This window comes from Rufibacter psychrotolerans (assembly GCF_016924645.1).
In the GTDB taxonomy this organism is placed as follows: Bacteria; Bacteroidota; Bacteroidia; order Cytophagales; family Hymenobacteraceae; genus Nibribacter; species Nibribacter psychrotolerans.
This window is the reverse complement of record NZ_JAFFJV010000001.1, coordinates 545,141-559,132: the sequence shown is the minus strand read 5'-3', so window position 1 is coordinate 559,132 and position 13,992 is coordinate 545,141. Positions and strand designations below refer to the sequence as shown.

Annotated in this window: 9 protein-coding genes; all 9 read right to left on the bottom strand. The window is 57.9% G+C overall.

Annotation, left to right across the window (positions count from 1 at the left end):
• Positions 1 to 19 precede the first annotated feature (19 nt).
• The gene (locus JT718_RS02155; protein WP_205500019.1) at positions 20 to 1,783 is read right to left on the bottom strand and encodes a glycoside hydrolase family 28 protein; all 1,764 of its coding nucleotides are present in this window, start codon (positions 1,781 to 1,783) and stop codon (positions 20 to 22) included.
• Positions 1,784 to 2,401: 618 nt separating this feature from the next.
• Positions 2,402 to 3,973: a glycoside hydrolase family 43 protein gene (locus tag JT718_RS02150; RefSeq protein ID WP_205500060.1), complete on the bottom strand. Its 1,572-nt coding sequence runs from the start codon at positions 3,971 to 3,973 to the stop codon at positions 2,402 to 2,404.
• Between the two features lie 149 nt (positions 3,974 to 4,122).
• Positions 4,123 to 5,817, bottom strand: a complete 1,695-nt coding sequence (locus tag JT718_RS02145) for a FlgD immunoglobulin-like domain containing protein (protein WP_205500018.1) — start codon at positions 5,815 to 5,817, stop codon at positions 4,123 to 4,125.
• Between the two features lie 158 nt (positions 5,818 to 5,975).
• Positions 5,976 to 6,953, bottom strand: a complete 978-nt coding sequence (locus JT718_RS02140; protein WP_205500017.1) for a pectinesterase family protein — start codon at positions 6,951 to 6,953, stop codon at positions 5,976 to 5,978.
• Between the two features lie 8 nt (positions 6,954 to 6,961).
• A complete protein-coding gene (locus JT718_RS02135) occupies positions 6,962 to 8,191 on the bottom strand; it encodes a glycoside hydrolase family 88/105 protein (RefSeq protein WP_205500016.1) in 1,230 nt (409 codons plus the stop codon).
• 65 nt (positions 8,192 to 8,256) lie between these two features.
• Positions 8,257 to 9,204 (bottom strand): pectinesterase family protein, encoded by a 948-nt coding sequence (locus tag JT718_RS02130; RefSeq protein WP_240336863.1) that lies wholly within the window; start codon positions 9,202 to 9,204, stop codon positions 8,257 to 8,259.
• A gap of 10 nt (positions 9,205 to 9,214) precedes the next feature.
• Entirely contained in the window at positions 9,215 to 10,627 is a 1,413-nt protein-coding gene (locus JT718_RS02125) for a pectate lyase family protein (RefSeq protein ID WP_240336862.1), read from the bottom strand.
• 299 nt (positions 10,628 to 10,926) lie between these two features.
• Entirely contained in the window at positions 10,927 to 12,219 is a 1,293-nt protein-coding gene (locus JT718_RS02120; RefSeq protein ID WP_205500015.1) for a DUF4861 domain-containing protein, read from the bottom strand.
• A 136-nt stretch (positions 12,220 to 12,355) separates the two neighbouring features.
• A complete protein-coding gene (locus tag JT718_RS02115; protein ID WP_240336861.1) occupies positions 12,356 to 13,972 on the bottom strand; it encodes a DUF4957 domain-containing protein in 1,617 nt (538 codons plus the stop codon).
• Positions 13,973 to 13,992: the final 20 nt, after the last annotated feature.

The following is a 13,992-nucleotide window of genomic DNA, read 5'->3' as shown; positions in this document are numbered from 1 at the left end:
CCCTTTTTTTTGTGTTGGATTACTGCATGGAAACCGCCGCTTTCCCCAGGTCTTTGCCCTTGGAGATTTGGGTGGCGGCACTGCTGAAGTCTTTGTTGTTCAGCTTCACGTTCTTGGTGAGCGGCCCCAGCACTTTCACCGCCGGCTCTTTGGTCTGGTTGAACGAAAGCCCCTGCACGTTAATGTCTTTGCTGTTGTAGATGGTGAGGGCCGGGCCTTGCTGGGTGATCACCTGCACGTTTTTCAGGGTAATGCCCGAAGCGTCTACCGCCGTAATGCCTTTCTTGGCTTTGAGGAACGCGTTCTCAATGTTCACGTTCTGCAGGTTCATCTCAGGCAGGCCTTGCAGGGCCACGGCCTCATCGGCACCGCTCACGGTGATGTTGCGCATCCAGATGTTCTTGAACGACGGGGTTTCCTCGGTCACGGGCACGGGTTTCTGCGCCTTCACCTCGCCGTTGCCTTTCTGGGCCTGGTCCATGTCGGGGGAGTTGCCGCCGTAGAACAAGTTAAAGCTGATGGCCTGGGTGGGGATGTTGATCATGTCAATGTTGGAGATCCAGATGTTCTCCACCACGCCGCCGCGGCCGCGCGTGCTTTTGAACCGCAGCCCAATGTCGGTGCCCATGAAGGTACAGTTAGACACGTGCACGTTCTTCACGCCGCCGCTCATCTCGCTGCCCACCACAAAGCCGCCATGGCCGTGGTACACCACGTTGTTCTTCACAATCACATTCTCGGTGGGCACGCCCCGGCGGCGGCCGTCTTCGTCTTTGCCGGACTTGAAACAGATGGCGTCGTCGCCCACGTCAAAGGTGTTGTTGTATACCAGCGCGTTCTTGCAGGACTCCAGGTCCAGGCCGTCGCCGTTCTGCGAGTACCAGGGGTTGCGCACGTTCAGGTTCCGGAGGATGATGTCTTCGCACATGAGCGGGTGCAGGTTCCAGGCGGGCGAGTTCTGGAAGGTGGGCCCATCCAGCAGCACGCGCTTGCAGTTCACCAGGCTCAGCAGCACCGGGCGCAGGTAGTCTTTCACGGCCTCAAACTCCTCTTTGGTCTTGAAGTTAGGCACGTTGAAATTGTTGCGGGCATCGGCTTTCTTCGACTTCTCGGTGGGGTACCAGGTTTTGCCGTCATCGCTCAGCACGCCGGTCTGGGTAAGTTTCTTCCACTGGGCCTCGGTCATTTTGCCCTTCTTCACCGGGCGCCAGGCATCGCCGTTGCCGTCAAAGGTACCCTCGCCGGTGATGGCCACGTTCTCCAGCCCCACGCCCGAGATGGGCGACTGGCAGCGGTAGGTGTCCAGCCCCTCGAAGCTGGTCTTGATGAGGGGGTAATCGTCAAAATCGCGGCTGAAGATGACCATGGCGCCGGCCTCGGCGTGCAGGTCTATGTTGCTTTTGAGCACGATGGGCCCGGTGAGCCACAGCCCCCGCGGAATGATCACGTGCCCGCCGCCCTTGGCCGCCACGTCATTGATGGCCTGCTCAAACGCCTGGGTGTTCTTGGTGATGCCATCGGCCACAGCCCCGTATTTGGTGATGGGCACGCTGTACTCGGGGAACTTGGTTTCCTTCACCTTGGGCATGTCAAACTCAATGCCCTCATAGATAGAGGCTTCTACGCTGGCGCTGGAGAAGTTACGTCCGGCGGTGGCGGTAACGGCGCTGCTGGTTGCGTCGGCACTGGCGGCCGGGGCCGAGGACTGGCGCTGACAGGCGAACTGAAAAGCACTCGCCAGGCCCAAGACCAATAAAAACCTGCTCTTTCCTACTTTCTTCATAATGGTACGTTTACTCTTTGAATTTGATGGATGGCTCCTAAAAGGAGCTTGCTGTATTTTGTTTTCTGCGTGTTTTTAGGAAAACAGCCCTAAAACCAACCTTTCATCTTCCTGATGTTCAGCCATGTGATTTACTGAACTTCCCCTCCCTTTGTCCTCCTGGAAGGATCCTTATTCTGTACTTCAGAATAACTCCTCATTCTGTCAATCTGAATGGCTCCTCATTTTGTCATCCAAAATGTCCTTACCCTGTCCTTCCCTATGCCCCCTCGTTTTGTCATCCTGAAAGGATCTTGTGGGCGAACTAGTACTGCCGTTGTCTACCGCTACTGCCGTTCGCTCCTGAGATCCTTCCAGGATGACAAGGAATGGGGTTTCTCATGGTTGTCTCAACCTCTAACTATTAAGCGCCCTTGTTTGGTGTTCACTGGGCCAATCATCCAGTCAGAGAAGCCTTCCCGCTAGCTGGTGAAAACACGCAGCAAGGATACGGGTACTTTGGCTTTGAGAGACAGGTTCTTCTGTTCTTGTACTGCCTTCAAGGCCTACTCTCTTCTGTTTCAGTCCATCCTGTTTCAGGGCCGATTTTTCAAAAACAGCCCCGAAACAAGATTTTCTCTACCTGGTGATTCTGAACCAGTCAATATCGGCGTAGCCCGAATCATTGGTTTTCTCGTCACGCAGGGCGAAAACACCTACTTTGGCCCCAATCCACTTGCCGGGAACGGCGGTGAACGGGGTGCCCGCGTTTTTGAAGGTCTGCCCGTCTTCTGAGTAGCTGAACTGGCACTTGGCGCCCGGGCTCACCTGCACCCGGAAGTGCACTTCGTTTCCGGTCAGTTTTCCCAGAATCTGCTCCTTTTCAGGGGTGCCTTTCTCGGCTTTGAGCGCGGTGTTGTAGGTGAGGTACAGGCCGTCTTTCTTGTTAATTACCTGCACGTAGCCGTAGTCCATGCCCATGACCACCAGTCCCGTGCGCTCATTCTGGAGCTTGGGGTTGGGCGTGAACTTGAGCTTGGTGGTGACGGTGAACGCCTCGGCGGGGAACTTCTGCAGCAGCAGGTTAGGCACGTCCCAGAGGTTCTTGCCGCCCTCGGGCATCTGGTCGGTGAAGAGGCGCAACTGGCCTCTGTTGGACGCGAACGCCCAAGTAGCCTTGGGGTTGGCGTGCCACTGCCACTGCAGGCCCAGCAGGTGACTGTCAAACTCGTCTGACTCAGCGGGCGTCACGATGGGGTACGTCTTGCCCACGTTGGGCTTTTTGTAGGTGAGCACCGGCTGGCCTTTGCCGTCGCCGTCCGGGTCCTCGCCTATCACGGGCCAGTCGTTCACCCACTTCATGGGCTGCAGGTGCACCACGCGGCCGTAGGCTTCCTTATCCTGGAAGTGCAGGAACCAGTCCTCGCCGGTCCTGGTGTCTACCCAGGCGCCCTGGTGCGGACCGTTGATGGGCGTCTTGCCCTGGTCCATCACTATTTTCTCCTCGTAGGGGCCGTAGATGTTCTTGGAGCGCAGCACCAGCTGCCAGCCGGTGGCCACCCCACCCGCCGGCGCGAAGATGTAGTAATAGCCGTTGCGCTTGTAGAACTTGGGGCCTTCCACGGTGGGGTGCGCATCGTGGCCGTCAAAGACCATCACGCCCTCATCCAGTACCTTGGTGCCCTCGGGGTTCATGCGGTTCACGGTGAGGATGCTCTTGATCCCGGCCCGGCTTCCGGCCCAGCCGTGCACCAGGTAGGCGTTGCCGTCCTCGTCCCACAGCGGGCAGGAATCAATGAGGCCCTTGCCTTCCTTCACCAGCACCGGCTCTTCCCAGCGCCCGGCGGGGTTCTTGGTCTTCACCATGTAAATGCCAAAGTCTGGGTCGCCCCAGTAGATGTAGAACTCGCCGTTGTGGTGCCGGATGGAAGGGGCCCACACGCCGTTGCCGTGCTGCGCCTTGGCAAAGTGCTGAAACGGCTGCTGCCGGTCCAGCGCGTAGCCCACAATCTGCCAGTTCACCAGGTCCTTGGAGTGCAGGATCTGCAGCCCGGGAATGGCGTTGAAGCTGGACGAGGTCATGTAGTAATCATCGCCCACGCGGCACACGTCCGGGTCTGAGTAGTCTGCGTCCAGGACCGGGTTCTGGAAGGTGCCATCGCCTTTGTCAGCGACCCACACCTTAGACACGTAGGCGGCCGGAGCCGCCATGCTGCCCGCAGCCGCGCTGGTGTTGGACACCGACAGCTGGGTACGCGTTTTCTGGGTCTGGCAGGCGGCCAGGAGTACTAGTAAACTTAGGGCTAACGGTTTTTTTGGGGACATATGCTTTTGGTTTTTGGCTGAACAGGTCAGCCGGGTTAATCTCTGGAGAGCGCCACACGCATGGTTTCTTTTTCATTTCCTACCTGCACTGAGACAAAGTAGATGCCGCTGGGCAGGCGGCGTCCGTTCTGGTCGGTGCCGTTCCAGCTGAGGCTGTGCGCGCCCGGGGCTACCGGGGCGTGGAGCAGGGTGGCTACCACCTGTCCGGTGGCATTGGTCACTTTCACCAGGGCCTGGCCGCGCTGCCTGGCCACAAACGCCAGCTTGGTAGCGGTAGAAAAAGGGTTGGGGTGCAGGCTGGCGGCACCCAGGTTCTTCTCATGGGGCGAGCTGGTGAGGTTGCCGGCCAGCACCAGGCTGTTCAGGTATTCTTCCAGGTTGGTGAAACCGTCATCGTTGGGGTCGCCGTTGCGGTCGTCGGGGTTGTTGGGGTTTAAGCCGCGCTCGGTTTCCCAGGCGTTGGGCATGCCGTCTTTGTCGGTGTCTTCCGGCGCCGGGGCAGATTGCAGGGTGGGCCAGCCGCCTACATCGGTCTGGCTGTCAATAATCCCGTTGGTGCTGCCGTTGGAGCCCGGGGCGGTAAAGGTTTTGTTGCGCACATTGTCCACAATGCGCACGTCCACGGCGTCGCGTTTGAGGGAGGCGCCGGCTTTGTTCAGGATCAGGTCATAGGCTTCCTGCGGCGTGTGGGTGGTCACGTTGCCCTGGATGGGGTGCGGACTGCTCAGGCGCATGGCCGCCTTGTCGGCCTCCGGCACGGTGCCGTAGCTGCTGTGGAACTGGTTGAACACCCCGTAGGCCCAGTTGTCATTGGTGGCGCGGGTGCTGCCTTCCACAAAGTTGCCGTCAATGAAGAACTTGCCCCAGATGTCGTACACCTCGGTGCCTTCGTTTTTATTCTTGTCAATGGAGAAGATGCGCTCCTTCTTGGTGGTCACCGGGCCGGGTTTGTAGTAGTTGTTCACGATGTTCACGTTCATGGCCTCGCCACCGTATATGCTGTTGTTGCCCCAGTTGTAGAACAGGTTGTTGCGCACATCTACCAGGTCAGTAAGGGCGAAGGCCTTGCCGGCTTCCTCCCCCAACCGTGGGTTGCGGCTGTCATGATGGGCCATGAGGTTGTGGTGGAACGAGGCGTTCTTGCCGCCCCAGATGCCGCCGTACCCGTGCGCCCCCTTTGAGTGGGCCGAGTTGCGCAGGCTTTCAGCAATGATGCACCACTGCATGGTGAAGTTCTCGTTGGCGTAGAACGACACGCACTCGTCGGTGGACCAGCTCATGGAGCAATGGTCCACGATGATGTTTTTGTGGAAACGGCCACCGAAGGCATCGGCCTCTTGCTGGGCCTCATCGCCCATCCTGAAGCGCAGGTAGCGTACAATCACGTTGTCGGCGTCAATGCTCACCGGGTAGTTCTTGATGGTAATGCCGTCGCCGGGCGCGGTCTGGCCCGCCAGGGTGAGGTTGGGGTTCTTGATGGTAAGGTTGGAAGCCAGCGCAATGGTACCCGACACCCGGAACACCACGGTTCTGGCGCCCGAGGCATTGATGGCGGCCCGCAAACTACCCGGACCTGAGTCATTCAGGTTGGTGACCTCTATGACGGCCCCTCCCCTTCCGCCGGTGGCGTGGCGGCCAAAACCTTCGGCTCCGGGGAAAGCCAGTTGCTGGGCCTGCAGGGGGGCTCCAAGACACCCCAAAAGGGCTAATGTGAGTAGCTTTTTTACCATCTTGTCTTTATGGGTTAGCGGTGAGTGATGTAATGCGCTTCTAAGGGTGTTTTGGGCCTCTTTTCTGGAAAACCGACCCAAAACGGGTGAGGCAATCGTTTGCACTTGTGAATAAAGGAGAACCCTCCGGCACGGCCGGCGGATTCTCCCTTAGGGGTTTATTTAACCACCTGTACCAGTTGCCCGGGCACCCAATCCCCGAAGATATTCTTCAGGGTGTACTGCTGGGCCTCTTGCTCGGTGAGTTGTTTGGACCATTTCACGCGGCCGGTCTTGGAGGCGCCGGGCCCGGTGGAGTTGTACTCGGCGTATAGCACCTGCTTCTCGGCCTCTGGCTTGTTCCAGTTGTGCCAGCCTTCGGGCTTGATGTGCTTGCCCATATAGGTGTTGAGGAACACGGTCTTGGCGAAAGGCCTCCAGGGGCGGCCCAGGTAGTACGACTTCTCGGGGGCATCGCCGGTGAGGCGGCAGTTGAGGAACACAAAGCCGTAGGGCGCGCCCTCAAGCGTGGAGGCGGCGGTCACAAAGCTGCCGCCGGGCTTGCTGAAGATCTCGCAGTTCTCAAACACGGCCGTAGACCACCCGAAGATAAAGTCCGTGGTGCCCTCAATGTAGCAGTTCTTGTAGTACTGGCGGCTCTTTTCGCCGTGCGGGTACAGTGTGTCCTGGAAGCCCAGGAAGCGACAGTTCTGGAACATGACCTTATCGCCGTCTATGCGCACGGCCACCGCCTGCCCTACCGGACCGGCCGAGTTCTCAAAGGTGATGTTCTCAGCGGTGAAGTCATCGCCGAACACGAAGAAACTAGTGGAGCCGGTGGTGCCCAGGTTCTCGCCGAAGCGGTTTTTCTTGGAGGCGTGGTCATCATAGGTGAGGATGGTCTTTTTCACGTCCTCGCCAATCATTTTCACGGCCGTCTTGGAAGCCGGCAGGGTGAGTTTCTCTTTGTAGGTGCCGTTCTTGATGTAGATGGTGGTCACGTTCTTGCGGAAGTCGGGCACGGCGTTGATGGCCTCCTGCACGGTCTTGAACTGACCGCTGCCGTCTTTGGCCACCACAAAGTCATACTTCTGGGCCTGCCCCAGAAAGGCGCAGCACACCAGCACCAGCGCCAGAAAAGATCCTTTTAGATTCATGCGGTAGCTTATTTAGAGGCCGAGGCCTTGCCCATTTCTTCAAACTCCAGCGAGGCCATGATGAACGGCGCCACGGCTTTGGGGTCATTGTCGCGTTTCTGCTCGTTGATGTAGTACTCATAGGTACCGTCGCGGTACGGGTTGCCGCCCAGACCAGCCACCGCGCACACCTGGGTGATGCTGATGGTGCCGTCGGCCTCTTTCCTGATCAGGTTTTCCAGCAGGCCGTTGTAGCCGCGCTGCGCGTTCTGGAGGTATTTCTGGTCTATGTAGCCTTTTTTAGCCGCTTTCACCAGAAAGTACGTGAACATGCTGGAGGCCGAACCTTCCAGGTAATTTCCTTCGCGGCCGCCCTGGTCTACCACCTGCCACCAAAGTCCGGTTTTAGGGTCCTGGTACTGGGCTATGGCCTGGGCCATTTTCTTGGTCACGCGCAGGATCTCGCCGCGCTGCGGATGGTTCTGCGGCACAAAGTCCAGGGCGTCTACCAGGGCCATGGACATCCAGCCCATGGCGCGGCCCCACACGTTGGGCGACAGGCCGGTCACCGGGTCGGCCCACTTCTGGGCGCGCTTCTCGTCCCAGGCATGGTAGAACAGGCCTTTCTTGGGGTCCCAGGTGTTTTTGTCCATGAGCACAATCTGCTTCACCACCTCGTCAAACAGGGCGGGCTCGTTGTACTCGGCGGCGTACTGGGCCAGGAACGGAGTGGCCATGTACAGACCGTCTAGCCACATCTGGTGCGGGTAAATCTTCTTGTGCCAGAAACCGCCCTCAGAGGTTCTGGGGTGGGTGCGCATCTGGTCGCGCAGCTCGTCCAGGGCAATCTTGTATTTGGGCTGGCCGGTTGCTTTGTGGAGCCCGATCAGGAACTTGCCCGGGTTCACGCGGTCAATGTTGTAGTCTAGCTTCTTGTAGGTTTTGATCTTGCCGTCGTCGGTGATCATGGTATCGGCGAAGGCCTTGATGTAGGTAAAGTACTTCTGGTCGCCGGTACGTTTCCAGACCCGCTCCAGGGCGCTGGCGAAGAGGCCTTGGGTGTAGTCCCACTTGGGCTCCGGCCGGAAATCGATCATCCAGCCCTGGGGGCTGCGCTTTATCTCGGAGTCGGCCATCCAGACGGAGTACGGCTTGCCCGTGGGCGAGGCAGCGGGTGCGCTGGACGTGGTGGACTGGCCAGAGCGGCAGGCCATGGTAAGGGTGGTAAGGGCAAGCAGGGCGTATTTGGCAAGCTTCATAGTGATTGGGGCTAATCTATAGGTGCTGTGTTTTAAGGGAGGTTTGCTGAAAATGAGCCCGAAACTCATTTGGTGGGGTTCCAGTGGTCATCACCGGCCAGAACCAGGGCCGGTTTGTATTTCCGGGCTTCTTTTCTGGAAAGTTGCTTAGACCATGCCACCCGTTTCTGGGCGGCGGCCCCTGGTCCGGTGGACTTGTACTCGGCGTACAGGGCGGTTTTCTCGGCATCGGGTTTGTTCCAGTTGTGCCAGCCCTCGGGGCGGATGTGGGTACCCAGCTCTGAGTTCAGGAACACGGTCTGCGCATACGGGCGCCAGGGCCGGCCCAGGTACACTTTGCTGGCCTCTGGGCTAGCGGTGATCTTGCAGTTGAGGAACACAAAGCCGTAAGGCTGGTTCTGGGGCGTAGAGGCGGCCGTGATGTAGGAGTTCTTCTTGCAGTGGATGGCGCAGTTCTCAAACACCGCCGTGGCTGGCCCGAAGATAAAATCGGTGGTGCCTTCAATGTAGCAGTCCACGTAGTACTGGCGGCTGTTGTCTACCCCGGCGTAAATGGTGTCCTGGTCGCCCAGGATGCGGCAGTTCCTGAACACGCAGCGGTCGGCCTCCACGTGCAGCGCCACGGCCTGCCCCACCGGGCCGGCATCGTTCTGGAAGGTGAGGTTCTCGGCCTGGAAGTCGTTGCCCTGCACCAGCACGGTGTAAGACGTGAACGTGTTGATGTTGCCTTTGCCGGAGTAGTCGTTCCAGACAATGATGGTTTTGTCGCGGTCCTCACCAATGAAGGAGATCCGGGTCTTCCAGGAAGAAATGACCAGCTTCTCGCGGTAGGTACCGTTCTTGATGAAGATCTCCATGCGCTCGTTGGGGAAGGCCGGAATGGCATCTACCGCCCCCTGGATGGTGGTGTGGTCGCCGCTGCCGTCCTGCGCCACCACCATCCGCTTTTGCTGCGCTTTCACGGAAAACACCGCCAAAACGCACACCAGAAAAAATCCGATCCACTTTTTCATGGGCATCCTTTTATTTCACCAGACTGTTTAAGTACACCTCCAGGTTGGTGTATTGTTTGTGCAGGGTATGGGCCCCGGCATCGGCGGCGTTGCCGGCATCCAGTTTCTGGGTGCGCTCCCAGGCATCGGGCATGCCGTCCCGGTCCTTGTCCTCGGGCGCGGCGCCGGCCTTCAGGGGCGGGTAGCCGCCCACGTCTTTCTGCGAGTCAATGATGCCGTTGCCCTTCTTGCCGCTGGTAGATTTGCCGCTGCGCACCTCGGCCACAATGCGGGCGTCCACGGCATCACGCTTATAGCTGGCACCGGCCTGGCTCAGCACGGCCTCGTAAGCCGCCTGCGCCGGCTGCGCCGCGATGTTCAGGACCTGGAAAGCCGACGGGGCCTTGGTGGAGTCTGGGTGTTCGCATTGCACGCCGCCCGCCCAGTTGTTCTGGGAGATCTGCGGGAAGCCCTCCACGTGGTTGCCGTTCACGTAAAACTTGCCGTACGGCTGCGAAGGGTTCACAATGCGGTTCTTGCGGTTGGCCTGCGTGGCCGGACCCGCTTTAAAATAGTTGTTCACCAGGTTGTAGCGGCCTTTCTCACCGCCGTAGATGCTGTTGAAGCCCCAGTTGTAGATCACGTTGTTGGTGAAATCCACCAGTTCATCGGGCGAGTTGGGCGTAGAGCTGGATCCTGAGAAACGCGGGTTGCGGCTGTTGTTGCTGGCAATGAGGTTGTGGTGGAACGTAGCGCCCTCGCCGCCCCAGATGCCACCGTAGCCGTGGTTTCCCTTTTCGTGCACCGAGGCATTCAGGCTTTCGGCAATGATGCACCACTGCATGGTAAAGTTCTTGTTGCGGTAGAAAGACGCGCTCTCATCAGTACCCCAGCTCATGGAGCAGTGGTCAATGATGATGTTGCTGTTGCCCCGGTTAGACCCGAAGGCATCGGCCTGCTGGGCTTTCTCGTCGCCCATCCTGAACCGCAAGTAGCGCACAATCACGTTGTCGGCTTTAATGCTCACCTGGTAGTTTTTGAGGGTGATGCCCTCGCCCGGCGCCGATTGCCCGGCAATGGTGAGGTCGCCGTTGTTAATGTCCAGCGGCGCCTGCAGCTCAATGTTGCCCGACACGGCAAACACAATGGTACGCGGCCCTTTCTTTCGGATGGCCTCGCGCAGGCTGCCCGGCCCCGTGTCGTTGAGGTTAGTGACCACCACTACCTGCCCGCCCCGGCCGCCGGTGGTGTATTTTCCAAACCCTTCGGCCCCCGGGAACGCCAGTACCTGGGCGGTTTCCTCCTTGGTGGAACCCGAAGCCGCGTGGTTCTCTACCTTCTGCGCTGGAACCGAGGCTACTTTCTGCGCGCAGCCTTGAAAAGCCCCCATCTGGAGCGCTAAGCCCAGGCAAGCACCTGTCACTATGTTGTTTCTGTTTTTCATGTAATTCGTTTTACTAATGTCCTCCCTTCGTACCCAACCCTGTGTTTTAATTTTACTTTCAGAACCTTAAGCTTTATTGTTTCTGGTCTTCTTTCCAAAAAGGGCCTCTAAATGCTTTGGTTCATGTATGCTTAGGAAGCTTTCTTCCCGATGTATGGCTCTACTGAGTAAAACCTACCCTTTGTCATCCTGGAAGGATCTTGGTAGCAAACGGTAGTAGCATTTTATAAAAGCCATTCTAGCTCGCCCATAAGATCCTTTCAGGATGACAGGAGAGAGAGCCTGGTGCTTAGCCCGGCTTACTTAGACACTTTCACTTTTACCGGGTTGGCCAGTTCCTCGGCGGTTCTGGTGACGTATTGCCGGAACTGCGCTTCAGACGTGATACCGTTCGGTTCTTTTTCCCAGGCCGCCAGGAAGTAGTATTGGGCCCGCCCGTTGCCAGGCTTCAGCTGTACCACGTGGCTCAAAGGGTCCTCCGGGAAACTGATGAAGTCCTGCGGGTGGAACAGCACAGCAATGCCGATGTTGTCGGCCGGGAAGTTCAGGGTTTGCGGGCCGTAGGTGTACATGAACCCGTAGCGTTTGCCCGCCTCGCCCTTGTCTGTGACCAGGGGGGCCGTTTTGTCTTTGGTGAGGCCGGTGGCAATGTTCTGGGGCTGCCCTCCCGTTAGGGTGAGCTGGTGGTTGGTCATTCTGGAACCCGCGTGAATGCTCAGCTGCGACTGCACGTTGAGTTTGTGCCCGGCCACTTGCCAACCGTAATAGTCGGTCTGGATGGACGAGTACACCGGCCCGTTCTGCGGAATCTTGCTGTAGGTGCTGTCGGTTTTCTCCACGCGCACCGCCTTGCCGTTGTCATACATGGCCAGGGAGCCCACGCCCAGGGCTTTGCCTACCTTGAGCACGTCCATGCCCCAGGGCTGCTGTTTGTGGTAAGAGTCATATCCGTCCAGCCCCACTTGCTGCAGGACCATCTCGGGAGTGGTTTTCCCGAACACATCCACGGCGTTGCGCCAGTCCAGGTAAAAGCGGTAGCCTACTTTGTCAGACTCCCAGCCCGGTCCCTCGTAGCGCAGGTAGTAAGAGTGGTCGGTCAACTCATCGGGCACGCGCAGCGAATCAATGTTCTGGAAATCGCCGCCAATGTATTTGCGGTTCTCCCAGCGCCCTCCCACTTTCTTAGACAATTCGGCCTGGGTGCGTTTAGGGTACGTGCGGTTGTTGGAGGCCGCCTGTGGGTGGTAGCTTACCGTCAGTTTTCTGGTTTCGCCGGCTCCCAGCTGGTCCAGTACCAGGGCTATTCCCTTGTTATGGGCGTCTTTGGCGTTGTACTGGCTGGGCACCTCGGTGGCCCCGTCTGTTACTATGAACGCATTTCTGTTAAAACCCGCGCCTTTCTTAGGCAGGTCCTCTTCCTTGATCATGACCAGCACACTTTCCCGCTCGCGGTTCAGGGGATTAGACACCTCCACGGTGAAGGACTGGGGAAACTCAGCGTTCGCTACTTTCTGGCTGGAGGAGCAGGCGGCATTAAACAGGAGTAGGCCCCCCAGGGCGCCGGTCTTCCAGGATACATACTTTTTTAACATAGTTTCAGGGGAAAAGAGGTAAAATAAGACTGCCCCGCCCCAGGGGCCAGCAGAATAGAACAAGTGTTAGTAATGAGGCGCGCTGTATAAAAGCGATAGGTACAGCCCAGTGGGGACTGTACCTATCGTCTTTCGTCTATCTCCATCTGGGGTCGCCGGTAGAGGCTTTGCCCGGGAAGTTGGCGTCTTTGAAGCGGAAGTCTCCGTTCTTAGGGTCCTGCCACAGGCTGAGCGAGGTACCGGAGTAGGCACTCAAGCCCGGGATGGCGAAGTTGCTGGTTGGCGCCAGCACGTAGTCGGCGGTGCTGTAGCTGTTCACGGCTTCCACCAGGGTATTGGCGTTGGCCCTCACCCCTTTCACCGACTGGTTACCGGCCTTACCGATGCCCAGGATGGTGTTCACCACTTTGATGCCGTTGGTCACGTTGTTGGTACCAGAGGTGGAGTAGTCTACCAGGTACTGGTTCATAACCGGCGACTCATTCACCGTCACGTTCTCAATTAACACAGAGGTGGAGTTGTTGCGGCTGGTGATGACTTTCTCGGCCTTGTAGATGGTGGAATTGCTAATCACAATGTTCTGGGCCTGGCTGGTAGCCACATCCACGGTAAGTACCCCGTAGTTGCCGATGCTGTCCAGCACGCTGTTGTTCACCGTGAAGTCTGTGATGATGGTGGGCTGGGACTGTAAGCGCACGATGCCTCTGAACATGCTGGCGCGCACGTTGTCAAACAACATGGTTTTAATGGTAGAGGCATTGTTGATGTTGAAGACGTACCGGGCAGTGGCGTCATTGCTGGACATGTTCACGTCTTTGAACACCAGGTGGTCAATGTTGCTACCGGCGGTCACGTTGAAGTTGCTGGTGAAGTAGATAGACGCCAGACCAGGCACGGTCAGGTCAGAACCACTGGTAATGGTCACTGATTTGTCAAGGTTCACGGTAGAGGAAATGGTGTAGGTCATGCCCCGCTTCAGGATAACGGTACTGCCGTTGGGGATCTGGGGCAGGGTGTCCTGCAACACGCCAGGTCTTTCCGTAAATCCTCTCAGGTCTACCACAATGCCGTCTAATGGCTCTTTGGTCATGAGGGAAGTGGTGCCTCTGCTTCTGGTACCGGCGAAAATCTCAGCGGTATAAGCAGTACCGGCGGCAAGGTTGTCTACAATCACCGCGCCTTCATTGAGGTTGGCTGGCGTCAGCGCCACTTCCACCGGCGTGCCGCCCCCTACTGGGGTCAACACCACCCGGGTAAGCTCGGGGCGGGAGATAAACTTCAGGCGCACGGCGCGGTCATTGAGGTCTTCGCTCTTCACCGGGTTGTCCAGGAACAGCTGCGCCCCTCTGATGCTGAACCGGGCGCTGGTGAGCCACTTAGACTCGCCGGCTGATCCTTCGGTGGCGTTGGTCTTCACGCGGGCGAAGTAGATCTCCTTTACGGTAAGCTGCTCCTCGGTTAAAGTGATCTTGGTGGTATCGGTTACCCCGGAGAACACAATGGGCGTTTGAAACAGGGTATCCTTGGCCACTTCTACCGTGTAGGTGGCATTGTCTTCTACCGTATTGGGTGGGGTCTTCCAGGTCAGGTCTACTGAGGACTCGCTGCTGGCAGCCGTAATTTCCCCGCCGGGCTGAAACATACGCATGGGCTCCAGTTCTTCGTCGTCCTCTTTACAGGACACAAACCCAAGCATGATCAGCGTCAACGCCGGAAACACTAACTGGAAAAGCTTTGAATGAAATGTTTTCATGTTTATATCTGATTTGAAAT

What these genes read in the sequence shown, in the direction of transcription:
- JT718_RS02125 (WP_240336862.1), bottom strand. Translation starts at nt 10,627, where the DNA reads ATGAAAAACAGAAACAACATAGTGACAGGTGCTTGCCTGGGCTTAGCG.
- JT718_RS02145 (WP_205500018.1), bottom strand. Translation starts at nt 5,817, where the DNA reads ATGGTAAAAAAGCTACTCACATTAGCCCTTTTGGGGTGTCTTGGAGCC.
- JT718_RS02120 (WP_205500015.1), bottom strand. Translation starts at nt 12,219, where the DNA reads ATGTTAAAAAAGTATGTATCCTGGAAGACCGGCGCCCTGGGGGGCCTA.
- JT718_RS02140 (WP_205500017.1), bottom strand. Translation starts at nt 6,953, where the DNA reads ATGAATCTAAAAGGATCTTTTCTGGCGCTGGTGCTGGTGTGCTGCGCC.
- JT718_RS02135 (WP_205500016.1), bottom strand. Translation starts at nt 8,191, where the DNA reads ATGAAGCTTGCCAAATACGCCCTGCTTGCCCTTACCACCCTTACCATG.
- JT718_RS02130 (WP_240336863.1), bottom strand. Translation starts at nt 9,204, where the DNA reads ATGAAAAAGTGGATCGGATTTTTTCTGGTGTGCGTTTTGGCGGTGTTT.
- JT718_RS02150 (WP_205500060.1), bottom strand. Translation starts at nt 3,973, where the DNA reads ATGGCGGCTCCGGCCGCCTACGTGTCTAAGGTGTGGGTCGCTGACAAA.
- JT718_RS02115 (WP_240336861.1), bottom strand. Translation starts at nt 13,972, where the DNA reads ATGAAAACATTTCATTCAAAGCTTTTCCAGTTAGTGTTTCCGGCGTTG.
- JT718_RS02155 (WP_205500019.1), bottom strand. Translation starts at nt 1,783, where the DNA reads ATGAAGAAAGTAGGAAAGAGCAGGTTTTTATTGGTCTTGGGCCTGGCG.